This window comes from Candidatus Omnitrophota bacterium (assembly GCA_028707125.1).
In the GTDB taxonomy this organism is placed as follows: Bacteria; Omnitrophota; Gorgyraeia; order Gygaellales; family JAQTUX01; genus JAQTUX01.
The window spans coordinates 192410-218561 of record JAQTUX010000002.1 but is presented as its reverse complement, the minus strand read 5'-3'; the positions used below and the strand labels follow the sequence as shown (position 1 = coordinate 218561).

Here is a 26152-nt window from a genome sequence, read left to right as displayed (position 1 = left end):
GAACAATGCCTACATACGAATATGAATGCGCAAGTTGTAAGCACAAATTTGAGGTTTTTCAGAACATAAATGATAAACCGATCGAGTCCTGTTCTAAATGCGGCAAGAGCGCCAGGCGCCTGATAAGCGCGGGAGGGGGTATAATCTTTAAGGGCAGCGGATTCTACGCTACTGATTACAGAAAGCCCGCGCCCCAAAAAGAAGGGGCGCCCGGTAAATGCCCTTCGTCTTCGCCTTCCTGCTCAAATTGCCCCAATGCCTGAGAATACATACGGCAGGTTTCTTCCCTGGCTGCCGGCATTAATATGGGCGGCCCTTATATTCTGCGGCTCTTCTATACCGGGCGCGGATATTAAGCCGTGGTTTGTTTTTCAGGACAAGGTGCTTCATACCCTGGTTTATCTGATTTTGGGCATATTGCTGCTGAGGGCATTCTATAAGGCCGCGCCGTCTTTATCAGATCAAAAGAAATACTTATTCAGTTTTATTCTGGTATTATTTTATGGCATAACCGACGAGTTACACCAGGCATTCGTCCCCCTGAGGGACCCTTCTTTCTTAGACGTCTGCTTTGACGCGCTCGGCGGTTTTTTAGCGGTCCTATTCTTTCACTTTAAATGAATTTTGACGTAAAACAATTCAGTTCCGATAAGATATTGAAACATCTGGACAGGGTGTCCGCCTGGACGAGAGGGGAGAACCCCCCTCCTATTACAGTTGAATTTGATATGTCCAACATATGCAACCATAGATGCCCGCAATGCAGCGGAATGTATTTCCGGGACAGCAAAAACGACTTACTTCCTGAAGGGCTGGCAAAGAAGATATTGAGGCAGCTTGCAAAAGCGGCGGTGAGAGGCCTGATATTTACCGGCGGAGGAGAGCCGTTATGCAACCCGAAGACAGCCGCCATGGTAGTGTTGTCCAGGAAGCTGGGCATGGATGTCGGCTTTATAACAAACGGCGCCCTGATAACAGAGCGCATAGCCGAGATCTTAATACAGAATTGCCTCTGGATACGCGTGTCGGTTGATGCCGCGAGCGCCTCCGTGTATAAAAAGACGCACGGGTCCGGCAGGGAGGCCTTTAACAAGCTGCTGAAGAAGATAAGAATGCTGGTAGAGAAAAAACGGCAATTTGCCGCCTCTGTCACGGTCGGCGTGGGCTTTCTTACCAGCAGGTACACCAGAAAGGACATGCGCAGGGCCGCGGAATTGTTTAAAGAGATAGGCGTGGACTATCTTCAATTCCGGCCGATGCAGATCCATAATAACGGCAGGTTTTACTACGATCTGCTGGACATAGAAAAAGAGCTGAATGAGGCGCTCAAAGAGGACTGTGAAGATTTCAGCGTTTTATTTTCCCGGCATAAATACGAGATGATGAAACATAAGGATTACGGCCGCAATTACGGCAGGTGCTTCGGCCACCAATTCGCGACCGTAGTGGGCGCGGACGGCAAAATGTACCTGTGCTGCCATATGAGGGGAAACCGGAAATATTGCATAGGCGACCTGAACAAGAGCGCCTTCAAGGATATCTGGAATTCGGAGCAAAGGATGAAGGCGGTGGGGCGCATTGATTTTGCCGATTGTATCCCGCTTTGCCGCGATAACACCTTTAATCAGATATTATGGAATATATCTCAACCCAGAGAACATAAGAACTTTCTTTAGATGGCCGACGTAAAGCCCTTTAGCGCTGTCCGTTATAATCGATCTAAGGTAAAAGACGCCGCCACGGTCGTCTGCCCGCCTTACGATGTTATCGGCCCGGAGGACACCGATACCTACCGTGGCCAAAGCCAATATAATATAATAAATCTTATCCTCCCCGGGGACAACGCTGCCGGAGATAAATATTCCGCCGCCGCCGGACAATTCAGCGAATGGTTAAGGGGCCGGGTGCTCCTCAAGGACGATTCCGAAGGGATATACTTTTTAAGGCAGACATTTTTGTTTGAGGGCAGGAAGGTAATGCGCGTCGGTTTTATCGCGCTGCTCAAGCTTTCGCAGGAACGGGGCATACTGCCGCACGAGCACACAAATCTCGCCCCGAAGGAGGACCGCCTTCAGCTGCTGAGAAAGGTGCGGGCGAACTTAAGCCCCATATTTATCCTGTTCAAGGACAAGGAAAAGATCATAGAGCGGGTATTTAATAAATGCGTTAGAAAGGGCAAGCCGCTTTTGAAGATCAAAGACAGAGAGGGCATAGAGAGCCAACTCTGGCGGCTTGAGGATAAGGAATCGATCGGTCTTGTAACCAGAAAGATGAGAAAGAAGCCGGTGTTTATTGCCGATGGCCACCATCGCTTTGAGGTGGCATGTAACTATCTGATGGAACAAAAGAAGGCCGACCCGGGGCTGGGAGACGATGCCCCCGTTAATTATATAATGTCTTATTTTACCGCCGCTGATTCAGACGGGCTGGTTATACTGCCTATTCACCGGCTTATCAGGGGCCTGGACAGGAATACCGTTTCCGGTCTGGAGGGGGCGCTTTCGCGTTACTTTGATATAGAGTCCGGCGTGAGCAGGCAGTCGGCGTTCTCGCTCCTTAGAAGATCACGCGATAATTGCTGCGCGTTTGTGCTGTATAGAAAGAATAAATTCTCCTATATTCGCTTGAAGGACGGGGTTATTTTAGATAGAATAATTGAGATCGATAAACCGAAGGAATTCAAGGGCCTGGACGTCACCGTATTTAATTACCTGATATTGAAGGGGGCGCTGGGCATTGAATTTACAGATTACGATAAGATATCTTATATGCATAGCGCGGATGAGGCGATAAACGCCGTGGACAGGGATGACGCGGAATTGGTTTTTATCCTGAATCCCATTAAGATAAATCAGTTATTAAAGGTGGCGTCAAAACTGGAGAAGATGCCCCCTAAGTCAACCTTCTTCTATCCGAAGATCCTGACCGGGTTGACTATCCATAAATTCGATTAGGCATGGCTCTATTCGGTAAACCGAAATATACCATAGTAAGATTCAAAAAGAAGGGTATTCCCGACGGGTTATGGACCAAGTGCGAGGAGTGCCAGCAGGCCATATATAATAAGGAATTGAAGGAGAATCTGATGGTCTGCCCCAAATGCGGCTATCATTTTCAGCTGGGCGCCTACGAACGTATTGAACAGATCTTAGACGCGGGGTCTTTCAAAGAATGCGACAGGGATATGGTCTCGCAAGACCCCCTGGATTTTAAGGGGCCCAAGACATATAAAGATAAGCTGGAGCAGGATGTCCAGGCGACGGGCTTGAAAGAGGCCGTGGTTACGGGCGAGGGCAGGATCAATGACAGGCCTGCCGTGATCGCGGTGACCGATTCGCGTTTTATAATGGGCTCCATGGGTTCTGTCGTAGGCGAGAAAATAACCCGCGCCATAGAAAGGGCGACGCAGATGAAGCTGCCCATGTTGATCGTGTCCGGTTCAGGCGGAGGAGCCCGTATGTATGAAGGGATGTATTCGCTTATGCAGATGGCAAAGACAACGGCCGCCCTTGCCCGGCACAATAAGGCGGGGCTGCTTTATATATCTTTGCTCACCGACCCGACCATGGCGGGGATCATGGCGTCTTTTGCCGGTATAGGCGATTGCATAATGGCTGAGCCGAAGGCGCTGATAGGTTTTACCGGGCCGCGCGTGATAGAACAGACAATACGCCAGAAGCTCCCCGAGGGTTTCCAGCGCTCCGAGTTCCTTCTTGAACACGGGCTTATAGATATGATCGTGCACAGGAAGAACCTTAAGGACACGGTCTCTCGGCTGATAGATTATTTAAGTTGATATGGCGCAGGTAAGCTTAAGAAATCTGACCAAGGTCTATCCGGGGAACATAGTTGCCGTAGACAAGGTGAATCTGGGCGTGGACAACAAGCAGTTTATGATCCTGGTCGGTCCCTCCGGGTGCGGCAAATCAACTATCTTGCGGATGATAGCGGGGCTTGAAGAGGCGACAGAGGGGGATATCTTTCTCGGCGATAAGATAGTCAATAATATGCCGGCCAAGGATAGGAACATAGCTATGGTTTTCCAGAACTACGCCCTCTACCCCCATATGACTGTTTTTGAAAATATGTCTTTCGGCCTGCGGCTGAAGCGTTACCCTAAGCAGGAGATAAAACAGAGGGTCAATGACGCGGCGGAGATCCTCGGCATAAAGAAGCTTCTGGACAGGCGGCCGAGGGAGCTCTCAGGCGGAGAGCGCCAGAGGGTTGCCGTGGGCAGGGCCATTGTAAGGAAGCCCCTTGTTTTTCTTTTTGACGAACCATTAAGCAATCTTGACGCCAAAATGAGGGTGCAGATGCGCACCGAGATCCATAAACTGCACATACGCCTGCAGACCACCATGATCTATGTCACGCACGACCAGGTTGAGGCGATGACCATGGGCGACAGGATAGCCGTAATGAAGGACGGGGTAATACAGCAGATAGACGACCCCGTATCCATATACGATTTCCCCAGGAATAAGTTCGTGGCGGGATTTATAGGTTCTCCCCCCATGAATTTTATGAACGGCCGTATAATCCAGAAAGACGGCAAGATCTATTTTGACGAGGGAAAGCTTCAGGTCAAACTCGTTGAGGATATGCATAAGAAGTTAACGCCGTATACAGGCAAGCAGGTGATTTTCGGCATACGTTCGGAAGACATATACGATAAGTTGTTCGTTTCGGAGGCGGCACCTGAGAATATCGTCAGGGTGAACTGCGAGGTGGTCGAACCCATGGGCTCCGAGGTATACCTTTACCTCAATACCGGCGTCCATACCTTTATCGCGCGCGTCGGCGCCCATGACCGCCCCAAGGTCAACCAGGATATGGATGTGGTTTTCGATATGAGCAAGGCGCACTTTTTTGATAAATATACCGAAGAAACCATTTGTTGATCTGCTTTACGGCAGAACCCCCCGCGCCGTAAGGGTAATCCTGGCAGTAAGTCTGGCCTTCCTTTTTTTCTTCTATCCCCTGCGTGCCGCGAACAATAAACCGGGCCTCTCGCCGTATATTCTTTTGATCTACGCGGCATTCCTCGCGTTATGCTATACCATCCACAGAAGAGAATCCGATAAAGACAGCCATCTTAAGGTAGAGCTGGAGAAATTTCAGGAAAAGAAGAATTATCTGGCCTCTGAATTCAATAACCTCACAGCCGTAAATACATCGCTTTATTCCAGGGTGGCAAGCTATGGATCGCTGAGGATGCTTGCTGAAAAGTTAGGCGGCAGCACGGATGTCGATGAAGTCATTTCCATTATTGTGGACAGCACTTACCGGATGACCGGCGGCAGGGGAAATTGTCTTTTGTACCTTACGGATATACGGAATCAGCAATTGGAATTGGTTGCCTCGCGCAAGGAATCAGCCGTAGTTATAAAGGCCAAGAAAGGGGACGTCTTTGACCGCTGGGTATTGAAGCATACCTCCGCCCTTATAGTGGAAGACATAAATAACGATTTCCGTTTTGACATAGAGGGCATGGGGCAGGAAGAACGGCGCGGCGTCACCTCGCTTATTGCCGCTCCGTTTATAAGCGACAGCAACGTAGTCGGCGTATTGAGGATGGACAGCGCGGCCGAAAGCGCTTTTTCTCTTGATGATCTGCGCCTGTTAAAGGCGATAGCCGACCTTGGGGCGGTGGCGATCGAAGACGCCCAGTTTTATCAGCAGACATTGCAGCTTGCGGTGCGCGACGGGCTTACAGGGCTTTACTTAAGGCGGTATTTGTCCGAGCGCCTGCAAGAGGAAGTAGATAAGGCCGCGAGAGGAAAAAGCGCCTTCTCCTTTCTTATGATGGATATAGATCACTTCAAGGAATATAACGACAGGTACGGCCATACAGCCGGCGATATAGTCCTCAGGCGGCTGTCCGAGATACTTCTGAGCGCCTGTCCACAAACCCAGGCGGTCGTATCGCGCTTTGGAGGGGAGGAATTCGCCGTTGTTTTGCCCGGTTCCTCCAAAGACGAAGCCGTAAGATTTGCCGAAGGCCTGAGAGAAAAGATATCTTCAGAGGAGGTAATCTTAAGAAGGGTACCTACGAGAGTAAGGGTGTCCGCGGGCGTGGCTTGTTTTCCCGACGACGCGGAAAGCGTGGAAGGCATAATAGAGGCCGCTGACCGCGCCCTTTACAGGGCAAAAGAACAGGGCAGGGACAGGGTGTGTAGTGCGTAACTTTATATTGCTGTTAATAGTATCGCTGTCCGGAGCGTGGCTGGTAATATTATTCCGGAGATACCGGCAGTCGCGCGGCATTAAGATCAAAAGCGAGATAAATGATCTGCGGGTATCCTGCGATGAGACAGGATCCAGCATAGAAGAGCTCAAGCGGGACAGCGCGCGTCAGGAGGAACGGCTTTCCTCCATAATAGCTCTTTATGACCTGGCCAGGGAGATAAATAAGTCCCTTAAGCCGCAGGAGGTCCAGGATACATTTAAAGAGCTGTTGAAGAGGCATGTTGATTACGGCGCTTGCGAGTTTGTCAAAGAATATTCGCCTGAAAAATACCCTCAGGCCCATGAGGTGTTTGAGCTTGAGTTGGGTACGGAGAAACAGGCGCTGGTTGTAAGCGGCATGGACCCGAAAAGCAGGGAGGCCTGCTCTATCCTTAAAAATCAGCTGGTCCTGGGCTTGAGGCGCGCCTACCTTTACGAAGAGGTCCAGCGGCTGGCGATCACCGACGCGCTTTGCGGTATATTCAGCAGAAGGTACGCGCTGGAGAGGATGGAGGGCGAGTTGTCGCGTTCAAAGAAATTTCAACTGAGTTTTTCCCTGCTTATGGCCGACCTGGATAATTTTAAACAGATAAACGATACTTACGGGCACCTGGCCGGAGACGCGGCCCTGAAAGAATGCGCCAGGATCATAAAGGATAACCTTCGTCAGGTAGACCTTATAGGCAGGTTCGGAGGCGAGGAGTTTGTGATCATGCTTACGGAGACCGCTACCGAAAAGACAAGGATGGTCTCAGAACGTATAAGAAAGGCCGTTGAGTCCACGGCATTCAAGGCCTACGATGAAAAGCTCAAGATCACCATAAGTATAGGCGCCAGCATATTTCCGGAGGACGCGGATAATCTCCATGATCTGATAGACAGGGCTGATTCTGCCTTGTATGACGCCAAGAGGTCCGGCAGGAACATAGTCCGCATATTCGGGCAGGATCAACGATAACTCTTGAAAATATTGGGGTTTTATCTTAAAATATAAAGTTAGGATGCCTAAGAAATTCATCTTTTCGGTTGACCTTGGCGGCACCAATTTAAAGTCGGCGCTTTTTGATGAACGCCTCAAACTGCTGGTAAAGACCGTCTATTCTACTTCCAGATACCGCAGCAAGGCCAGGTTGATAAATATAATAATTGAAACCATTAACAGTTTTATATCAAAGAGCGGATTATCAAAGGGTTCTCTTTTGGGTGTGGGGCTGGGGGTGCCCGGGCCAGTCGATTACGAAAAGGGAGTGGTGCATTTTTTCCCTAACATACCCGGGTGGAAAGATGTCCCTCTCGCGAAATTACTCAGCAGGAAGACAGGGCTGCCGGTGATCATAGATAATGACGTGAATTTGATGTGTCTTGCTGAAGGCCGGTTTGGCGCCGCTGCTTCCGCAAGGAACGCCTTATGTATTACATTAGGCACGGGCGTTGGCGGCGGGATCCTGATAGGCGGCAGGCTTTACAGGGGCAGCAGTTACCTGGCGGGAGAGATCGGCCATATGCCGCTGAATTTAGACGGGCCCAGATGCAACTGCGGCGGCAGGGCCTGCCTTGAGCGCTACGTAGGCAACAGGTATATAGCCCTGTATGCCAGAAAGGCCTTTGGCAGGCAGGTCTCCCTTGAGGAATTGAGTGTCCTGGGGAGGAAGGGCGACAAAAAAGCGATCAGGGTCTGGCGCGGTATCGGAGAATATCTGGGCGTTGCTCTCAGCAGCGCGGTAAACCTTCTTAATCCGGACACAATTGTCATAGGCGGCGGTGTAGCAGAGGCGGGAGAGGTTTTGTTCAAGCAGGTAAGAAGGATCATCGCGGAAAGGGCAATGCCTGATTCGGCAAAGGCGGTAAGGGTGGTCAGGGCCGAATTAGGCAGCGATGCCGGCCTTAAAGGCGCCGCACTATTAGTCAAAGATGAGCTTGCCAAAGTTTAGTTACCCGTTAATCATATTGTGCCTTGTTTCGCCTTTTGTTTTACTCCGCGGTATACGCGCCGCTGAAACAGAGGCCGCGCAGCCGGAGGCCGCGCAAGGACAGGGCGCGGAAGCCGCATCCGCGGCAAAAGAAACGCAGCCCGCCCAGGTCGAAAAAGAGGCGGTTGAAGTTAACGCGGATATGATTGAATATCAGGCGGCAAGCTCGGAGATAAAAGCAAAGGGGAATGTCGTCGCGATCTATAAGAATACGGTGCTCACCTGCGATAATTTGATGGTAAATAGAATGACAAATGACTGCATAGCCGACGGCAACGTGACAATAACGGATAAGAGCACAGATAGCGTGATAAAGAGCTCGGTAGTAATATATAATTTTGACTCAATGATGGGGACTATGCTTTCCGCCAGGATAAAATCCGATTTTATGTTCGGCAAGGGCCAGGAGATACAGAGGGCTTCGGAGAATCATTTTATAGTAGACAACGGATATATGACCTCCTGCAGTTTTGACCAGCCGCATTACAGGGTCACCGCCGATAAGGTGGACTTCTATCCCAAAGACAGGATGCGGCTTCAGAAGATCAGGATGAAGGTAGGCGAGCGGACCCTTATGTATATGCCGCGCTATCTTCATTGGCTTGACGATAAAAGGCCGCGCGTTACGGTGACCCCGGGTATGTCAAAGGACTGGGGGATCTTTGTCTTGAGCGCGTGGAGGTATTATGTCAACGAGAACATAAAGGGAAGATTCCATCTTGATTATCGCGAAAGAAAAGACCTTGCCTGGGGCCCGGACCTCAATTACGGCGATACCCCTTTCGGCAAAGGAAATCTGTCAACATATTATATGCGTGAGCGCAGTATCGCCACAAAACGCATTGTAAGGCCGGATAAGAAGAATTACGCCGAAAAGAGGAAGACCAAAGAGAGCGAGCGTTTCCGCGTACAGTGGCGGCATAAATGGGAAGTGGACGACAATACGAATTTATTGTTTGAGTACCATAAATTAAGCGACGCGAATATCATTAAGGATTATATCTACAGGGAATATGAGAAGGATTCCAATCCGCAAACGTACTTCTTAGGCACGCGTAGTATGACCAACGGCACGTTAAGTTTCCTGATAAAGAGCCGGGTGAATCGTTTTCAATCAATGACAGAGCAGCTTCCGGAGATTGCCTTTCAGAGCACGGAGCACAAGATAGGGTCAACCCCGCTCCTCTTTAATAACAGGTCCACATTTTCCAGTTTAAACAGCAAAGACGCGGCGCCTTCCGATGTGGATTATACCGTTAATAGATTAGATGAGTTCAACAGGTTTTCCATGCCGAGCAAAGTAGCGTTTCTTGAGTTTAAGCCCTTTGTTTCTTCGCAGCAGACCTATTATAGCAGGACCCGTGATGACGAAGAGGATATCTCTCCCCGCACCGTATTTTCCGCCGGAGGCGATCTAAGCACGAAGTTTTTCAGGATATTTGAGGTCAATACTAATGCCTTTGGCCTTGATATCAACAGGCTCAGGCACGTAATAACCCCCACCGCCTCTTACGCGTATACGCATGACCCCACGATCTCTTCAGAAAAATTGCGTTCGTTTGACGGCATCGACTCAATAGCGGGGGGAAACAGCATTTCTATCGGATTAACCAATAAACTGCAGACCAAGAGAGGGGAAAAGAATAAAGAAAAGTCGGTGGACCTGGCTACAATAGAGGTCAGTTCATCCTACGACTATCATCCCTCAACCGGCGCGGGGAGCAAATTTTCCGACTTCCTTTTTGACCTGGAGGTTATCCCTTACAGCTGGCTGCGCTTTGAGGCGGACACTACCTTTGACCATATATCCGACGAATTTGAAAACGCGAATTTAGACCTTTACGCGAAGGTAAGCAAATATACTTCTTTTGGTATAGGGCATCGTTATCAGAGAAAAGGGTCAAAGGAGTTAACCACCCAATTTACCCATAGAATAAACCCGAAATGGAAATTCAGCGTTTATGAGCGTTACCAATTTGCCAGCACGCATACAAAGGAATTTGCCGAACAGGAATATGTGCTCACGCGCGATCTGCACTGCGGGGAATTGGACATTACCTATAATGTGACCAGGAATAAGGGAGAGGCATTGTGGTTCATTTACAGGTTAAAGGCGTTCCCGGAAATGGAATTTGAATACAATAAAGAGTACCATCAGCCGAAGCCGGGGAGTTAGTTTTAATAAGGAGAGTCATGGATATCGCGATCGTCGGGACGGGTTATGTGGGCCTGGTTACGGGCGCCTGCTTTGCTCAATTGGGTAACCGTGTCATATGCGTGGACAACGATGAAAAGAAGATCAAGCGCCTGAAAAGGATGGATATCCCCATATATGAACCCGGCTTAGAAGAGATGGTCAGGGATAACGCGCGCGGCAGGCGCCTGTTTTTTTCTTCCAGCATCAAGGAGGCGGTAGATAGCTCGCAGGTAATATTTATAACGGTAGGTACTCCCTCGCGGGAAAGTGGAGAGGCGGATTTAAGCGGCGTGGAAAAGGTCGCGCGTAATATCGCCAAATATATGCGTTCCTATCGGCTCATAGTGGAGAAGTCCACGGTCCCGGTTGAGACAGGCAAATGGGTAGAGCATACAGTGGGGCTGAATAATAAAAGAAAGGTCAAGTTTGACATCGCATCCAATCCGGAATTCCTGCGGGAAGGCCAGGCGATATCCGACTTTATGCATCCGGACAGGGTCGTTATCGGCGTAGAATCAAAACGCGCGGAGAGGATATTAAGGGATCTTTATGAGCCGCTTGATTGCCCGATCATAGTAACCGATATCAAGTCCGCCGAGATAATAAAGCATGCCAGTAATTCTTTCCTGGCCGCGAAGATATCTTTTATAAATGCCGTATCGCAGGTTTGCGACAGGGTAGGGGCGGACGTGGTCAAGGTCGCGGAGGGAATGGGGCTGGACAGGAGGATAGGGCGCTCCTTTCTTGACGCCGGAGCAGGATACGGAGGCAGTTGTTTTCCCAAAGACGTTCAGGCATTTATCAATATCGCGCAGAAAATAGGGTATGACTTTGAATTATTAAAGGCGGTGGAACGGGTGAACGAGGAACAGAAGATAAATATCATGAAAAAGATCGAAAGTATGCTCTGGATCGTAAGGGGGAAGACCATCGCGGTATTGGGCCTGGCCTTTAAGCCGGACACCGATGACCTGCGCAACGCGCCTTCCATTGACATAATAAGGCGCCTTCAGAGCGAAGGGGCAAAGATCAAGGCGTACGACCCGCATGCCATGCGCAAGGCAAAGGATATGATCGCGGGCGTGGAATTTTCCCGCGACCTCTACGGTTGTTTCCGTTCCTGCGATTGCGCGGTATTTATTACGGAATGGCCGCAGTTTAAAGAGCTGGATCTCGCCAGGATAAAGAAACTTATGAGGCACCCCATAATTGTAGACGGGAGGAATATTTACGAACCCGATAAAATGAAGAAGATGGGGTTCCATTATTGCGGGATCGGCAGGAGATAGACCCCACACTTACGTGTGGGGCATGATGATACTACAGGCGTAAGCCTGTAGAGGAAATGAGCGTATGATAGAAGGCGTCAGGATTAAGAAGCTTAAGGTGATCTCCGACGAGCGCGGGCGGCTTATGGAGATATTCCGGGTATCGGAAACAGGTATCCAGCCGCGGCAGGTATATCTGACAACGGCATTTGAAGGGGTCACGAAGGACAAGGACAAGTTCCATCTGCATAAAGATCAGGCCGATTTCTTCTGCTGCATCAAAGGAAAGATAAAGCTCGTTTTAGTCGATATACGCGATAACAGCAGGACAAAGAACGAGCTCAACGAATTCGAGATCGGCGAGGGAAACTTTTGCCTTGTAGGTATCCCCAAAGGCGTGCTCCACGCATTTAAGAGTTTAGCGGGAGAGGCATTTATAATAAACTGCATTGATCCCGAGTACGATAGAAACAAACCGGATGAATTCCGCATAAAGAATGAATATTACGACTGGGATAATTTGAGGCCGTTACATCCGGACCCCACACTTACGTGTGGGGAATGAGGATTCTACAGGCGTAAGCCTGTAGAGGAAAATGGACGCGTGATAATATGAAAGGCGTAATTTTGGCAGGCGGGTTGGGTAAGCGTTTAGAGCCGTTGACCCGCATCACAAACAAGCACCTTCTACCTGTCTATTGCCGGCCGATGGTGTATTACCCTATCATGGCCCTTGTTGAGGCAGGCATTACGGATATCATGATCGTTACGGGCGGCAATAACGCCGGAGATTTCCTGCGGCTTCTGGGAAACGGTTCGGATTTCGGCTTAAAACATATTAACTATACTTATCAGCAAGGCGAGGGCGGGATCGCCGCGGCGCTGGCCCTTACGGAGCATTTTGCCGACGGAGACAAAATAGCGGTTATCCTGGGAGATAATGTCGTGGAGAAATCCATAAAGCGTTATGTTGAAAAATTCAGGCGGCAGAGAAGAGGGGCGAGGATATTGATAAAGAAGGCGCCGGACCCTGAACGTTTCGGAGTGGTGGAATTAAGGGGCAGGCGGATAGTTTCAATCCAGGAGAAGCCCAGGAATCCCAAGTCCGATTATATAGTCACCGGCATATATATGTATGATCCACGGGTCTTTGATATTATACGCACTCTCAAGCCGTCTAAGCGGGGCGAGCTGGAGATAACGGATGTAAATAATGCCTATATAGAGAGACAGGAGATGTTTTTTGATATATTAAGCGGATGGTGGACTGACTGCGGGACGCACGAATCGCTTCTCAGGGCCAATAATCTTATCGCGAGAAAAGAGCGGAAATGAGATATCTGATCACGGGCGGAGCCGGATTCATCGGCTCCAATTTTGTTAAATTCATATTGAATAAATACAAGGCGGCAGAGGTAATCAATCTGGATAAGCTTACATATGCCGGCAACATAGATAATATTGCCTCGCTTAAGGCCGATAAGAGGCACAGGTTTGTAAAAGGGGATATACGCGACAGGCGCCTGGTTACGGGATTGGCCGGGAAGGCGGATGTTATAGTTAATTTCGCGGCCGAGACGCACGTTGACCGTTCCATTAATGATTCAAGCTGTTTTATTGACACCAACATAGCGGGTGTGCGCAATCTGCTTGAGGCATGCAAGGGAAGCGGCGCCGGGCTATTCGTTCAGATATCTACCGACGAAGTCTACGGGAGCATAAAAAGGGGCAGGTTCCGTGAAGATTCTCCTCTTGCTCCGGGCAATCCCTATTCAGCAAGCAAGGCAGGAGCGGACCTGCTCTGCATGTCTTACGCCAACACCTACGGACTTCCCGTTATAATCACCAGGAGCGGCAATAATTTCGGGCCGTATCAATATCCTGAGAAGGTAATCCCGCTTTTTATCACCAATTTACTTAGGAACAAGAAGGTCCCGCTTTACAGCCGGGGGGAGAATATCAGGGACTGGATTTATGTGTACGATAACTGCGCCGCAATAGATACGGTTATCCGTAAGGGCAGGAAAGAAGGGGTTTACAATATTGCCAGCAATTCCGAGATTACCAATTTGAATCTCACAAAACTCATATTGAAGAAAATGAATAAGGGCCATAATATGATAAGGCGCGTGAAAGATCGCCTCGGCCACGATTTTAGATACAGCCTTGACACGCATAAAATCCGGACCTTGGGCTGGCGGCCAGAATATAATTTTAATGACGCGTTAAATCTGACTATAGGCTGGTATTCCGGAAATTTTGATTGGTGGAAAAAAAGAATAATATAAAGATACTGGTTACCGGGGCCGGCGGCCTTCTGGGCAGCTGCCTTACCAGCGCGCTTTCAGATAAATATATAGTAAAGGGTATCGGGCGCTCTGACTGCGATATCACGGATGCCAAAAAGGTACAAGAGGTATTTATCCGCGAGTCCCCGCGGGTCGTGATCCACGCGGCAGCGCTGACAGACGTTGATGCTTGCGAAAAAGACCCGCGATCAGCGTTCAATATCAACGCGGAGGGGACGCGTAACATAGCTCAGGCCTGCGCGGGATCAGGGACCGTACTTATATTCATAAGCACGGATTATGTTTTTGACGGTACCAAGCTGTCTGCCTATACAGAGGATGATGAGCCGAAGCCCATAAATGTATACGCGCAGTCAAAATTTGAAGCGGAAAAAATATGCGCGATGACGCTCAAGGAGTATTTGATCATCAGGACAAGCTGGCTTTTCGGCGCGCGGCACAAGGACTTTGTAGATACCGTGATAAAGAAGATAAGGCAGGGCGCGGATTTTAATATAATAGGCGATAAATACAGCATTCCGACGTATAGCGTTGATTTGAGCGGCGCTATCGCCGGCCTCATAGGGATGCTTCGCGGAGGGCGCGGCGGTGATCCGCGGGGGATTTATCATATCACGAATTCAGGCAAGTGCTCCTGGTATGAATTCGCCTTGAAGATAAAGGAATTCTACGGGCATAACGGCGTGAATATTTCTTCAACCAGGCTGGATGAATACGGCTTTGCCGCGAAGAGGCCCAGATGCACGGTGTTGGAAAATAAGAGATTCGCGCGGGCGGCGGGTTACAGGCTGAGGCCGTGGCAGGAAGCGCTAAAGGAGTATATTGAGAAATGCTACGTGAATTAGAGAAGAAGATAGGGAATAAGAGCGCGCTTGTGGGGGTGGTGGGGTTGGGATATGTGGGCCTGCCCCTTGCCGTGACGTTCGCGAAAAAGGGCTTTAAGGTGCTCGGTATAGATACCGACAGGGGCAGAGTTGATAACATCAACGCGCGGGTAAACTATATCTCCGACGTAAAAGACGCCGACCTCAAGGCCGTGGTAAAGGCAGGCATGTTTCACGCTACGCAGGATTTCAGGCAGATAGGGAAGCTTGACGTGATGCTCATATGCGTTCCTACCCCCCTTAAAAGAAAATACCACCCGGATATATCTTATATTTTGAAGGCGGTGCGGCAGATAGCCGGATACCAGAAGAGCGGGAGCCTGGTGATCCTGGAGAGCACCACGTATCCCGGGACCACCGAAGAGGTGATACAGCCCATACTTGAAAGCAAGGGGCTTGTTTGCGGCAAGGATTTTCTGCTGGCATTTTCTCCCGAGCGTATCGACCCGGGCAATAAAAAATTCCACGTAAATAAGATACCAAAGGTTATCGGCGGCACTACTATTGAGGCCACCCGCATGACCCGGTTATTTTACGGCAGCGCCCTTGCCAGGACAGTGCCGGTATCCTCGGCGCGGGTTGCCGAGATGGTGAAGCTGCTGGAAAATACCTTCCGGTTGGTGAATATCGGGCTTATAGATGAGCTTGCGATGATGGCGCACAAGATGTCCATTAATATCTGGGAGGTCATTGATGCCGCCAGGACCAAGCCGTTCGGTTTTATGCCGTTTTATCCCGGCCCCGGCGTAGGCGGCCACTGTATCCCAAAAGACCCCCTGTATCTTTATTGGAAGGCGAAGAAATACGGATTCAAGTCAAAATTCATAAAATTGGCGTCAGACATAATAACATATATGCCCAGGTACGTGGTTGAAAGGACTCGGGAGGCCGTCGGAGATTTAAAAGATAAAAATATTTTGATTATCGGTGTGACGTATAAAAAAGATGTCAGGGATTTGCGTAAGTCCCCTTCGCTTGACGCGATCGAATATTTCCAGAAGGCAGGCGCAAAGGTTGCCTATTACGATCCCCTCATCCCTTTCCTGAAAATAAACGGCATCAATTTAAAGGCAAAAAGATTGACCGCCGGATTATTAAGATCGCAGGATATGGTAGTTATAGCGACTGATCATTCGCGGATAGATTACGGTTATGTCCTGCGACATGCGAAGAGGATATTCGACTGCAGGAATATCTACAATAATCTTACCGATAAGAAGTTATCCAGAATCTAAGGCCTCCGGATATGGAGCATTCAACCGTTACCCCGTTTAAGACCGCCGTAGTTATACTGATAGTCCTGGGCGCGCTTGCGCTAAGCCTTCTCAGCCATTGGGAAATAAGCGGGGAAGGATGGGGATACTGGTTGTCTGCCAGGATGTTCGCTGAGTCAGGCAGGTTTGTCGTTCTTGACAGAAGCCCGCTTTACGCGCTATACCTGAACCTTTTCAGCTGGCTGGGATATCCGCTTTCGGTAACAAGCGAATACTTTATAACCACATTAATTACAGCCATAGCCCTGATTGTATTATTCAGGCCATATCTGGGGCCTTATTTATCTGCCTTTGCAGTCCTGCTGTGGATCCCTTTCCTGCAGAGCGCGGAACCCCCTGTGCAAAAATTGGCTCTGGCATTTAGCTGCCTGGCTATCGCAGCCAGAAGGGAACAGGCAGGCAGGTTCCGGCTGGCAAGTTCATATGCCTTGTTTGGCCTGGCGTATATGTTCCGCTGCACGTACATAATTTTTATCTTTATATTTGTAATATGGGATACCTTTAATTTTTTAAGACAAAAAGGCGCGAAGAATTTATTCGCGCAATTGATTCCCCGGCATTCCGATTGGCCGGTCATTCTAGTAATGGCGTTGTCGGCATATTTTATAGGTATGCAGTCAACGCACCGTTGGAACAATACATCATTGTTTACCGGGACGTGGTTTCCCGGAGACAACAAGAGGCTCTCAGACGGCGCCTTTATTCAAAACTATAACGAGGAATTCATCCGGCTCAAATACGGAACATGCGCTGATAAGGACATTTATTTTACAAATCGGGAGATCTTTGGCGGGGCCGCGACCATTACCGGGGCCATCCGCGCCAATCCGTCATTTGTAGCGGGGCAGGTCATAAGGAATATCAAATATCTTGTTCCCATAATAGCCGGCATGACGGAATTTCCCCGGACCGCGCGCGCGGGTATTTTCTTGAGGGTTGTCAGCTGGCTTTGCTCTTTATTTATGGTTGCGCTGGTCCTGTATGGCGCGTTTCGCGCGGTAGGGGGCAGCAGGCCGATGCTGCTGTTTTTACTCGGCAGTATTTTGCTCGTTGCCAGCACGGTTATCTCTATGCCAAAGACAAGATATATGGTGCCCGTTATCCCCGTGTTTATCATCGGCGCCTCCTGGTATGGCGCTAATTTGCGTAACGCCTTCTCGAAGAATAAAATGGCCGCGTCTCTGGGGTGTTTAGCCGTGCCCATAATGCTTTTTTTCTTTTCTAACGCGGACGGTTATTCACGCCTGAGGATAAACCTGATAAAGGATCTTGTTAAGGACGTCCGTCAAGGCGATCTTCGCCTGATGCAGAACTCCGCTTATCCGATGAAGGCCTCTTTTGAAATGCTTGGCCCTCTGGTAAGGGATTGCAGGGGGATAATGTCGCTTGAGCACACATTCATCGGCGCATTTATGGAGCTGCCTTTAGACAGGGTATACGATATATGGGAGATCCCGCCCTTCGGTTCTCTGGAAACTCCGCATTATAATGGGCTGCGGCCTGAGCGCGTTGACTGTGTTCTTGTATCCCGTAATCTGGCCGAAAATTCAGGATGCGCGACGAATTTCGGTATACGCTACCGGAATTACATAAAGCCCTATGTCAAACTATTACAGAAGCAGGGGGCCGGCGTATATGAAATACCGGGCCTGGGAACGCTGGTTAAACTCGGAGGAGATTAAGAATGCCTGAACATAAGATTTCTATCCTGATACCTTGTTATAATGAAGAGCCGGTGATCCGGGAAACCTACGTAAGGGTCAAGGGGGTCCTGGACGCCAACGGTTACAACAGCCGCGAGATCATATTTATCGACGATGGGAGTAAAGACGGCACGCCGGGTATTTTAGAACAGATAGCGGCGCAGGACAAGGGCGTAAAGGTGATCAGTTTTTCCAGGAATTTCGGGCATCAGGCCGCGGTATCGTCCGGCATTAAGAATTGCAGCGGCGACATAGCCGTCATTATAGACGCGGACCTGCAGGACCCTCCTGAGCTTATCCCTGAGATGATAAAAAAACATGATGAAGAGAAATGCAATGTGGTATACGGGGTAAGGACAAGCAGGAAGGGGGAGGGTTTTTTTAAGAAATTTACGGCAAAGTTCTTTTACAGGATACTTAACAGCCTGTCTGAGGTAAGGCTGCCCTTAGATACCGGCGATTTCAGGTTGATCGATAGAAAGGTGATCGAAGAATTCAAGAATTTACGGGAAAAGAATAAATATATCCGCGGTTTAATAAGCTGGGTGGGGTTTAAACAGGCCCCGATCTATTACCAGCGTGATCTGCGCGCCGCAGGCAGGACAAAGTATCCGTTCCGCAGGATGGTGAAGTTCGCGGGGACAGGCATATTTTATTTTACCAAGAAACCCCTGCAGCTGGCCATGGGAATGGGGTTTGCCAGCATAATCTTGTCTTTTTGCCTGGTCGCTTATGTATTTTTATCTGATTTCAGAAGGACCTCCGGCTGGGCCTCTACTTTGGTCATAATCATTTTCTTCGGCGGGATCCAGCTTTTGACCGTAGGCATATTGGGGTCGTATATTGGAAGTATCTTTGATGAAGTAAAGGGCCGTCCTGAGTATATAATAGAGAAAAAGGTCAATTTCTAGAATATAAACGGGGCCGCAGCGCTTATGGACATAACGCTTATCAATCCCGCGCAATTTTCTTCCCCTACGCAGGTTACCGACGGGGTCACACCTCCGCTTGGCCTGCTGTACATCTCATCGATTCTTAAAAAAAATAATTTTAGAGTGCATCTGATCGACGGCCTTGGCGAGAATCCCGGCCAGTATTATAAATATAAAGGCAGCGCCTATAGGGGCTTGCGGCCTTCGGAACTTATAGAAAAGATCCATCCTGCAACCAGGGTCATAGGGATCTCCTGTTTATTCTCAATAGCGCACGCGTTTGTAATGGACCTATGCAGATCGATCAAAGAGAGGCTGCCTAAGGCGGTCCTGGTCCTGGGAGGGGCGCATGCATCGGCCCTGCCCGAATACATGCTGATGTCCGGATGCGTTGATTTTGTTTGCGTGGGAGAGGCGGAGATCACCTTCCTTAAGCTATGCCGGGCATTGGCTGGAAATCAATGGGAAGTCGATCTTTCTGATTTGAAGGATATCCCCGGGTTATGTTTTAAGCATGGTTCCGGGCTTATTATCAATAAGGATATTGAGTTATTGCAGGATGTGGATTCCCTGCCTTATCCGGATTGGGATGCCGTTCCCATGAATAATTATTTCAGGTTCAGGGAGCCGCACGGCTGCACGAGGTCTGACAAGTGGACAGTCATGTTATTTTCAAGGGGCTGCCCCTATGATTGTTCATTTTGCACCACCCCCGGGATCTGGAGAAGGAAATGGCGCCCACGGGACCCTAAAAAGGTGGTTGAGGAAATAATATTCCTGCAAAAGAAGTACGGGATCGAAGAGGTCCACTTTGAAGATGAGAACATGAATACTGAGCCGGGCAGATTGCTGGCATTTTGCGATGAGCTTATCAGGCAGGGGGTTAAGATCAACTGGCAGCCGGCAAACGGAATAAGGCCGCATAGGATGAACGCGGAGATCATCTCCAGGATGGTTGAGGCAGGATGCACCAATATTATCCTGGCTCCGGAATCCGGCTCAAAAAGGGTGCTTGATGAGATCATCGGCAAGTCCCTGGATCTGGAGGAGATCATCAAGGTCGCCAGGATCGCGAATAGGGCCAAGATCAAGACGTCGGTATACTTCATTATGGGGTTCCCCGGAGAGAAAAAAGGCGATATTTTTAAGACATTAGGCTTGATGATGCGGCTGGCGAAGAACGGCGTTGATGAATGTGTGGCAGGGCTGTTTGCCCCTTTGCCGGGAGCAAAATTGTTTGATAAACTCCGCAAAGCAGGAAAAATAAAGGTAGACGAGGCATTCTTCGCCTCATTGATATCAATGGGCGACATCGGTAAGGCCAGGTCCTGGTCAGAGGATATCGCTGATTGGGAATTAAAGGTCTACCAGATCTCCGGTTACCTTTTGTTCCATGGAGTCAAGGCGGCCTTCCATCCGGTTAAAACCGGCCGCGTGGTATTGAATGTCCTGTCAGGCAGGCAGGAACTAAAAACGGAAAGGTTTATTTTGTCCAAATTCAGAAAGATCAAGATCCTCAACCGCCTTATGCAGCGCGCTTAATCCCGCCTTTTCTACAGGAGCAAAACCAATTGCATTTGAAGAAGATACGAGCTTAAGATAGCGGCTTTTTCCGGCTGATTTGAACGCAGAAGTCACTTGACAAAGCAGGGCAAAAGCCGTAAAATGGTAATCGTTCATTTTTAGAACGCCACCCCCCGGAAAACTCGGGTTTTTCAGGGCAACAGGCCAAAATTACATGCCGGAATTGCAAGACAAGTTTTTAAAACCTACCGAAAACTTACGCAATCTTCAGTTATTGGAGGAGATAGCTAAGGACTCCACTGTTTCACAGCGCAAACTTTCCCAGCGTTTAGGCGTAGCCCTGGGTGTGACCAATGCCTGCCTGAAAAAGATGGTCAGCAAAGGGCTGGTAAAGGCCCAAGGCATTAATCACAAGCGGATAGGTTACTATCTTACCCCTAAAGGTTTCAGCGAAAAAGCCAGACTGGCCTATCATTTTCTTCAACACACCGTCAGCTATTATTCCGCCTTAAGAGATAAGGTAACTGCCAGCCTTAACACGCTTTCTACCGCGGGGCATAAGCGCATAGTATGCTATGGGGCGGGCGAGGTCTTAGAAGTGGTGTTTATTATTATAAATGGCTCTGGTTTTGAGTTTTCGGTTTTAGGCATAACAGATGATGATGAAAATAAGCATAACAATAAGATGTTCGGATTTATTGTGCAGCCCCCGCGGATCATAAAGGAATTAAGGCCGGACGCGGTATTGGTTACGTCAATAAGATATAATGACGAGATCTTACACAGGCTCAATAACGACAAGGAGTTGTCAGGGATCAGTTTTTATTCAATGGCGTAAAATATTGACGCCGGAGAATGTGCTTTAGAGAAAGGAGAGGTTAGCGATAATGATTCCGCCGCTGGATTTAAGACTGCAATACCAGAGCATTAAAGGGGAGATAGACGGGGCTATCCAGAGGGTGCTGGATAGCGGCTCATTCATTTTAGGGGAAAATGTGCGGCGCCTGGAAGAGGAGGTGGCCTCTTTTCTGGGCGTTAAGTTCGCGGTAGGGGTCGCATCCGGCACAGACGCGTTGGAATTGGCCCTCAGGGCTTTAAATATCGGTGAGAATGACGAAGTCATTACTACGCCTTTTACCTTTCTTGCCACCTCCGAGGCAGTTTGTTCGGTGGGCGCGCGCCCGGTCTTTGCCGATATAGACCTTGATACATATAATATTGACCCTGAGGAAGTAAGGAGGAAAGTCACCAAAAAGACAAAAGCCATAATCCCCGTGCATCTTTACGGCCAGCCCTGCCGGATGGATGAGCTGATCAAGATCGCCAGGGATCATAATTTGATGATCATTGAGGACTGCGCCCAGGCAATAGGGGCCGAATATAAGGGCAGAAAAGTCGGCTCTTTCGGCGACTGCGGCTGTTTCAGTTTTTACCCCAGCAAGAACCTTGGCGCTTACGGAGACGGCGGAGTAGCGGTCACAGACAATCAAGATATCGCCGACAGGCTGCGCGTGCTGCGTGTCCATGGCTGCAGGGAGAGGTATTACTGTGTTACCCGCGGCCGCAACAGCCGCCTGGATGAATTGCAGGCGGCGATCTTACGCGTGAAATTAAGATATCTGAATAAATGGAATGAGCAGAGGATAGAGAAGGCCGAGGTATACAATGAGCTTTTCAAAAAGTCCGGCCTGTCTGAGGAGCTGGCCATTCCCGGGACGATCAGAGAAGGCAGGCATGTTTTTCACCTTTACGTTATCCGGCTTAAACAGAGGGACGAGCTCCTCAAGTTCTTAAAGGCGAAAGATATTATCGGCGCGGTTCATTATCCCCTGCCTTTGCACCTCCAGGAGATATATAAGGAGCTGTCTTACAAAAAGGGCGATCTGCCTAACGCGGAATTAGCGGCAGAGGAGGTTATTTCTCTGCCTTTGTATCCGGAGATCACTAAGGAGGAAATTACTGCGGTTGCGGAAGCGGTGAAGGAGTTTTGCTGCCGGTTATGATGTCTAAAAGAGGCGATTTTTATACTCCGGTATTTATTGTATTTCTGGCGCTGTTAAGCTACGGCAGGTTATATTTGTTCCATAACGCCGCCTGGGACGATAATTGCTGGCTTATATCGGCATATTCAAGCGGCAGCCCGGGTGAATTTATCAATATGGGTTTTGCGCAGATGAGAAGGATACCGCAAGGCGCATTCCTGTATTATCTTTTTAATCTTCATAAGGTATCGGACCATGCTTATATGATATGGCATTCCGCCGCCATATTCATAGAGGTCGTGTCAGCGGCCTTTATTTATATTTTTATCAGGGGTCTGTCCGGGAAAAGCCGCCTTTTGGCCTTTTTGGCTGCCGGTTGTTTTCTGGCATCCCCTTTGGATAGCTCAATGCCTGTTTACGCCAATCTTTATTATCGCCTGGGTGTATGCTTGAGCGTCATTTCCTTTTATTTGACATACAGGGCATTTACAGGCAGCGGGCGGCTGCGGTTTTTGTCCGCGGCACTGGGGATTTCAGCGGTTGCCTATCTGCTTATGGAGGGGACAGTGGCTTTGGAACCGGCAAGGTTTATTTTGATATGCCGCCTGCTTGCCCTGGATACAGGGAGCTGGAGAAGGTCACTGAAGAAGGCGATGACCGCCTGGTCGCCATTTCTGTTGTTGTGCGCACCCTTGGTCGTATATAAATTAAAATTCAGCCCCTACGGTATCTACGAAGGGGCATACGCGGGGAATTTTTCGGGGATGCTTAATTTAGCCAAATATCCGCAGGCGTTAAAATATCTTTTATTCCAGAGTTGGTATATTTTCGCAAGGCATTTTCCGTCTGTAAACGGCTGGTCGGTGCTATTGGGGGTAACTGCCGGAATTTTGAGCTTTTATGCTTTGAGGCGGATAATTATTGCAGAGCAGCGCAAGGATGACGGTGGTTGGTTCGGGTTTTCTATGTTGTTTGGCTCTGTATTGCTGGTCTTTCCGATGATTATGTATTTATATGTCGGCAATGCCGGTGCCCCTGGCTCAAGCTCAAGGCATGGCATAATACTGCAGTTTGGCTGGTCTGTTTTAGCCGCCGCCTTTTTATACTTGATATTCAGGGCGTCTGCCGGCTCAAATATCAGGGCGAGGCTGTATCGTGTTTTTCTGGCGTCTTTTTTCGGGTTGGGCGTCTTTTTCAACAATGTTAACCTTGACTTGTATTTCAGGGGATGGCAGGAAGAAAGCAGATTTTTTCAGGCGTTTAGGGAGCGTTTTCCCGCCCTTCCGCCGGAGGCGATGTTCTTTGCGGACGCCCAGGCCGCCATACCGTTTTTTAATATGGAGAACGGCTATTTTTATGCCGACCTGAATAATTATTATGATTTTGAGTTTCCCCTGAACCTGTTGTATGCGGCATCAGGGCAGCCGGAGTCATTCCGGAGATACAAGGTATGCACTGCCGCCGAACTTAAAAAGAGAAGATTGCCCGGCGGCCCGGATGACGGCAGATTGAGGCGGCTTTCGCATTGGGGAGAGGATGCCTTTGATTTCAGGAAGTTGATATTCATACATTACAGGGAAGGGGAGTTATTGGTAAATCGGGAGATCCTTTTAAAATATCCCGACGTCCCCTATCGTAGATGGCTTGATAAAGGTTTGCCTGAATTGCCGGCTGTTTCTTTTTATCCCTTGAGGCATAAATTTGAAGGCCGCTTATGAGTAAGGTTTTTATAATAGCAGAGGCAGGGGTTAACCACAACGGAAGCGTTAAATTGGCCAAACGGCTGATAGACGCCGCTTCTTATGCCGGAGCCGACGCGGTCAAATTTCAGACATTCCGGGCGCGCCGGCTGGCCAGCAGACTCGCTCTGAAGGCAGGGTATCAGCTCCGGGCCACAGCCAGAAATGAATCGCAGCTTCAGATGTTAGAAAAGCTGGAGCTTGGCCTGGATGCCCACAGAGAACTTATCCGTCATTGCCGGCAGAAACGGATAGCGTTTTTATCAAGCCCGTTCGATTTGGAGAGCATAGACCTGCTTAACGGGCTGGGGCTGAGGATATTCAAGATACCTTCGGGAGAAATAACGAATATTCCCTATCTAAGAAAGATAGGAGGTATAGGGAAAAGGGTCATTGTCTCTACCGGCATGGCAGACCTGGACGAGGCCAGACAGGCGTTAAATATTCTGGTGCGTTCAGGTGTTTCTAAAAACAATATAACCTTTTTGCACTGCACAACGGCTTATCCGGCTGCCTATAGGGATGTCAATCTTCTGGCCATGCTTACCATAAGAGACGCCCTGGGTGTCAACGTGGGATATTCCGACCATACGGAAGGCATCGAGATCTCTATCGCGGCAGTTGCCCTGGGCGCCACAGTAATAGAGAAACATTTTACCTTAGACAGGAATATGAAAGGGCCGGACCACATGATGAGCCTTGAGCCGGACCAGTTAAAGAGCTTGGTGGATGGGATACGGAATACCGAGAAGGCCATCGGTAACGGGGTCAAGGCGCCCACCAGGGATGAGAAAAGGATCAAAAGACATGTCAGGAAAAGCATAGTGGCGAAAATAGATATACCCAAGGGCGCCAAGATAACGAATGACGCGATCGATATTAAAAGGCCGGGCATCGGAGTCGCCCCAAAATACTTAGATAGAATAATAGGCAGAGAAGCCAGAAGGGGCCTTAAGAAGGATTCCTTGATAAGGTTTCATGATTTAATATGAGAAATATCCTGTATGTTTCCGGTACGCGGGCTGAGTATGGACTGATGAGGAATACATTGTCTGCCATTAAGGGGCATCCCGGCCTTAAGCTGGATATCGTTGCCACGGGCATGCATCTGATGCCGGAATTCGGCAAGACGGTTAACGAGATAAGAAAGGATAATATTCCCGTCCACATAATCAGGGCGGTATACAAGGGCAATGATAAGCGGTCCATGGCCGGATTTATAGGCGATTTTACCTCAAAGTTTGCCAGGGGTATCGGCAGGATCGCCCCCGACATTATTCTTATATTGGGAGACAGAGCGGAGATGCTGGGGGCGGCGATTACAGGCTCCTATATGTCAATACCCGTGGTCCATATTCACGGAGGAGAGGTTACTTCCACGGTTGACGAGACCGTCCGGCACGCGATAACTAAACTTTCTCATTTTCATTTGGCGGCTACCCGCCAGGCAGCCGGGAGGATAAAAAGGATGGGGGAGGATGCCTGGCGCATAAATGTTGTGGGCGCGCCTGGCCTGGATAATATCGTCAACGGCAGGTTCGCGACTTCCAGGGAGGGCCTGCCGCGCAGGTATGATCTGGACCTCTCTAAGCCGGTTATTTTGGCGATCCAACATCCGGTTACTATGGATGTTGATAATGCCGGGCGTCAAATGAAACAGACAATGGAGGCCCTCAAAGAATTGGGGCATCAGACGATCGTAATTTACCCTAACGCGGATGCCGGCAGCAGGGACATTATAGGCATTATTGAAAAATATAGAAGGTATCCCTTTATACGGATATTCAGGAGTATCCCTTATGGAGATTACCTGGGGCTTATGGGTCTGGCAGGCGCCCTGGTCGGGAATTCCAGTTCTGGGATCATTGAGGCCCCGTCATTTCATCTGCCGGCAGTTAATGTAGGCGCAAGGCAGCAAGGCAGGGAAAGGGCGGCTAACGTGATAGATACGGGGTATGATAAGAACGAGATCAAGTCCGCGATTAAGAAGGCGATTTTTGATATGAATTTTAGAAGGCGGCTTATGAAGGATAGGAATCCATACGGCGACGGCAGGGCGTCTGAAAGAATAACAAAGATCTTGAAAGGGCTCAGGATAAACAGCAGGTTATTAAACAAAAGGATTTCTTATTGATGAGGAGC

24 protein-coding genes are annotated in these 26152 nt (G+C 49.2%); all 24 read left to right on the top strand.

Annotated features, from left to right (window positions below; all coding sequences use genetic code 11):
• Positions 1–5: 5 nt before the first annotated feature.
• A complete protein-coding gene (locus PHR44_07390) occupies positions 6–263 on the top strand; it encodes a zinc ribbon domain-containing protein (protein MDD4910480.1) in 258 nt (85 codons plus the stop codon).
• Positions 256–621, top strand: a complete 366-nt coding sequence (locus PHR44_07385) for a VanZ family protein (GenBank protein MDD4910479.1) — start codon at positions 256–258, stop codon at positions 619–621. Before PHR44_07390 ends, PHR44_07385 begins: the two co-directional genes overlap by 8 nt.
• Positions 618–1676, top strand: coding sequence for a radical SAM protein (locus PHR44_07380; GenBank protein MDD4910478.1), 1059 nt, complete (start codon positions 618–620; stop codon positions 1674–1676). The genes PHR44_07385 and PHR44_07380 overlap by 4 nt, the downstream gene beginning before the upstream one ends.
• Complete coding sequence (locus PHR44_07375) at positions 1677–2954, top strand: DUF1015 domain-containing protein (protein ID MDD4910477.1); 1278 nt, start codon at positions 1677–1679, stop codon at positions 2952–2954.
• Positions 2955–2956: 2 nt separating this feature from the next.
• Positions 2957–3796, top strand: coding sequence for an acetyl-CoA carboxylase, carboxyltransferase subunit beta (gene accD, locus PHR44_07370; GenBank protein MDD4910476.1), 840 nt, complete (start codon positions 2957–2959; stop codon positions 3794–3796).
• Between the two features lies 1 nt (position 3797).
• Positions 3798–4901: a sn-glycerol-3-phosphate ABC transporter ATP-binding protein UgpC gene (ugpC, locus tag PHR44_07365; protein MDD4910475.1), complete on the top strand. Its 1104-nt coding sequence runs from the start codon at positions 3798–3800 to the stop codon at positions 4899–4901.
• Positions 4870–6186 carry a sensor domain-containing diguanylate cyclase gene (locus PHR44_07360; GenBank protein MDD4910474.1) on the top strand — a complete coding sequence of 439 codons (1317 nt, stop codon included), beginning with the start codon at positions 4870–4872 and terminating at the stop codon, positions 6184–6186. The genes ugpC and PHR44_07360 overlap by 32 nt, the downstream gene beginning before the upstream one ends.
• Positions 6179–7186 carry a GGDEF domain-containing protein gene (locus PHR44_07355; protein MDD4910473.1) on the top strand — a complete coding sequence of 336 codons (1008 nt, stop codon included), beginning with the start codon at positions 6179–6181 and terminating at the stop codon, positions 7184–7186. The genes PHR44_07360 and PHR44_07355 overlap by 8 nt, the downstream gene beginning before the upstream one ends.
• Before the next feature lie 43 nt (positions 7187–7229).
• The gene (locus tag PHR44_07350) at positions 7230–8159 is read left to right on the top strand and encodes an ROK family protein (protein ID MDD4910472.1); all 930 of its coding nucleotides are present in this window, start codon (positions 7230–7232) and stop codon (positions 8157–8159) included.
• Positions 8146–10374, top strand: coding sequence for an LPS assembly protein LptD (gene lptD, locus PHR44_07345; GenBank protein ID MDD4910471.1), 2229 nt, complete (start codon positions 8146–8148; stop codon positions 10372–10374). The genes PHR44_07350 and lptD overlap by 14 nt, the downstream gene beginning before the upstream one ends.
• Before the next feature lie 17 nt (positions 10375–10391).
• Entirely contained in the window at positions 10392–11684 is a 1293-nt protein-coding gene (locus PHR44_07340) for a UDP-glucose/GDP-mannose dehydrogenase family protein (GenBank protein MDD4910470.1), read from the top strand.
• A 64-nt stretch (positions 11685–11748) separates the two neighbouring features.
• On the top strand, positions 11749–12228 hold the full coding sequence (locus PHR44_07335) for a dTDP-4-dehydrorhamnose 3,5-epimerase family protein (protein MDD4910469.1): 480 nt from the start codon (positions 11749–11751) through the stop codon (positions 12226–12228).
• Between the two features lie 47 nt (positions 12229–12275).
• The gene (locus tag PHR44_07330; protein ID MDD4910468.1) at positions 12276–12998 is read left to right on the top strand and encodes a sugar phosphate nucleotidyltransferase; all 723 of its coding nucleotides are present in this window, start codon (positions 12276–12278) and stop codon (positions 12996–12998) included.
• Positions 12995–13951: a dTDP-glucose 4,6-dehydratase gene (gene rfbB, locus PHR44_07325; GenBank protein ID MDD4910467.1), complete on the top strand. Its 957-nt coding sequence runs from the start codon at positions 12995–12997 to the stop codon at positions 13949–13951. The genes PHR44_07330 and rfbB overlap by 4 nt, the downstream gene beginning before the upstream one ends.
• Positions 13930–14817 (top strand): dTDP-4-dehydrorhamnose reductase, encoded by an 888-nt coding sequence (gene rfbD / locus PHR44_07320; GenBank protein MDD4910466.1) that lies wholly within the window; start codon positions 13930–13932, stop codon positions 14815–14817. Before rfbB ends, rfbD begins: the two co-directional genes overlap by 22 nt.
• A complete protein-coding gene (locus tag PHR44_07315; protein MDD4910465.1) occupies positions 14802–16091 on the top strand; it encodes a nucleotide sugar dehydrogenase in 1290 nt (429 codons plus the stop codon). The genes rfbD and PHR44_07315 overlap by 16 nt, the downstream gene beginning before the upstream one ends.
• Positions 16092–16102: 11 nt before the next feature.
• On the top strand, positions 16103–17812 hold the full coding sequence (locus PHR44_07310) for a hypothetical protein (protein MDD4910464.1): 1710 nt from the start codon (positions 16103–16105) through the stop codon (positions 17810–17812).
• A 2-nt stretch (positions 17813–17814) separates the two neighbouring features.
• Positions 17815–18744: a glycosyltransferase family 2 protein gene (locus PHR44_07305; GenBank protein MDD4910463.1), complete on the top strand. Its 930-nt coding sequence runs from the start codon at positions 17815–17817 to the stop codon at positions 18742–18744.
• 24 nt (positions 18745–18768) lie between these two features.
• Positions 18769–20307 carry a radical SAM protein gene (locus PHR44_07300; GenBank protein MDD4910462.1) on the top strand — a complete coding sequence of 513 codons (1539 nt, stop codon included), beginning with the start codon at positions 18769–18771 and terminating at the stop codon, positions 20305–20307.
• A 196-nt stretch (positions 20308–20503) separates the two neighbouring features.
• Positions 20504–21127, top strand: a complete 624-nt coding sequence (locus tag PHR44_07295; protein ID MDD4910461.1) for a winged helix-turn-helix transcriptional regulator — start codon at positions 20504–20506, stop codon at positions 21125–21127.
• A 46-nt stretch (positions 21128–21173) separates the two neighbouring features.
• Positions 21174–22292: a DegT/DnrJ/EryC1/StrS family aminotransferase gene (locus PHR44_07290; protein MDD4910460.1), complete on the top strand. Its 1119-nt coding sequence runs from the start codon at positions 21174–21176 to the stop codon at positions 22290–22292.
• Positions 22289–23989: a hypothetical protein gene (locus tag PHR44_07285; GenBank protein MDD4910459.1), complete on the top strand. Its 1701-nt coding sequence runs from the start codon at positions 22289–22291 to the stop codon at positions 23987–23989. Before PHR44_07290 ends, PHR44_07285 begins: the two co-directional genes overlap by 4 nt.
• Positions 23986–25002 carry an N-acetylneuraminate synthase gene (neuB, locus tag PHR44_07280; protein ID MDD4910458.1) on the top strand — a complete coding sequence of 339 codons (1017 nt, stop codon included), beginning with the start codon at positions 23986–23988 and terminating at the stop codon, positions 25000–25002. The genes PHR44_07285 and neuB overlap by 4 nt, the downstream gene beginning before the upstream one ends.
• Positions 24999–26144, top strand: coding sequence for a UDP-N-acetylglucosamine 2-epimerase (gene neuC / locus PHR44_07275; protein ID MDD4910457.1), 1146 nt, complete (start codon positions 24999–25001; stop codon positions 26142–26144). The genes neuB and neuC overlap by 4 nt, the downstream gene beginning before the upstream one ends.
• Positions 26145–26152: the final 8 nt, after the last annotated feature.

Excerpts from the sequence above, each read along its gene's own strand:
- PHR44_07390 (MDD4910480.1), top strand. The coding sequence starts at position 6 with ATGCCTACATACGAATATGAATGCGCAAGTTGTAAGCACAAATTTGAG.
- PHR44_07385 (MDD4910479.1), top strand. The coding sequence starts at position 256 with ATGCCTGAGAATACATACGGCAGGTTTCTTCCCTGGCTGCCGGCATTA.
- PHR44_07380 (MDD4910478.1), top strand. The coding sequence starts at position 618 with ATGAATTTTGACGTAAAACAATTCAGTTCCGATAAGATATTGAAACAT.
- PHR44_07375 (MDD4910477.1), top strand. The coding sequence starts at position 1,677 with ATGGCCGACGTAAAGCCCTTTAGCGCTGTCCGTTATAATCGATCTAAG.
- accD (MDD4910476.1), top strand. The coding sequence starts at position 2,957 with ATGGCTCTATTCGGTAAACCGAAATATACCATAGTAAGATTCAAAAAG.
- ugpC (MDD4910475.1), top strand. The coding sequence starts at position 3,798 with ATGGCGCAGGTAAGCTTAAGAAATCTGACCAAGGTCTATCCGGGGAAC.
- PHR44_07350 (MDD4910472.1), top strand. The coding sequence starts at position 7,230 with ATGCCTAAGAAATTCATCTTTTCGGTTGACCTTGGCGGCACCAATTTA.
- PHR44_07340 (MDD4910470.1), top strand. The coding sequence starts at position 10,392 with ATGGATATCGCGATCGTCGGGACGGGTTATGTGGGCCTGGTTACGGGC.
- PHR44_07335 (MDD4910469.1), top strand. The coding sequence starts at position 11,749 with ATGATAGAAGGCGTCAGGATTAAGAAGCTTAAGGTGATCTCCGACGAG.
- PHR44_07330 (MDD4910468.1), top strand. The coding sequence starts at position 12,276 with ATGAAAGGCGTAATTTTGGCAGGCGGGTTGGGTAAGCGTTTAGAGCCG.
- rfbB (MDD4910467.1), top strand. The coding sequence starts at position 12,995 with ATGAGATATCTGATCACGGGCGGAGCCGGATTCATCGGCTCCAATTTT.
- PHR44_07315 (MDD4910465.1), top strand. The coding sequence starts at position 14,802 with ATGCTACGTGAATTAGAGAAGAAGATAGGGAATAAGAGCGCGCTTGTG.
- PHR44_07310 (MDD4910464.1), top strand. The coding sequence starts at position 16,103 with ATGGAGCATTCAACCGTTACCCCGTTTAAGACCGCCGTAGTTATACTG.
- PHR44_07305 (MDD4910463.1), top strand. The coding sequence starts at position 17,815 with ATGCCTGAACATAAGATTTCTATCCTGATACCTTGTTATAATGAAGAG.
- PHR44_07300 (MDD4910462.1), top strand. The coding sequence starts at position 18,769 with ATGGACATAACGCTTATCAATCCCGCGCAATTTTCTTCCCCTACGCAG.
- PHR44_07295 (MDD4910461.1), top strand. The coding sequence starts at position 20,504 with ATGCCGGAATTGCAAGACAAGTTTTTAAAACCTACCGAAAACTTACGC.
- PHR44_07285 (MDD4910459.1), top strand. The coding sequence starts at position 22,289 with ATGATGTCTAAAAGAGGCGATTTTTATACTCCGGTATTTATTGTATTT.
- neuB (MDD4910458.1), top strand. The coding sequence starts at position 23,986 with ATGAGTAAGGTTTTTATAATAGCAGAGGCAGGGGTTAACCACAACGGA.
- neuC (MDD4910457.1), top strand. The coding sequence starts at position 24,999 with ATGAGAAATATCCTGTATGTTTCCGGTACGCGGGCTGAGTATGGACTG.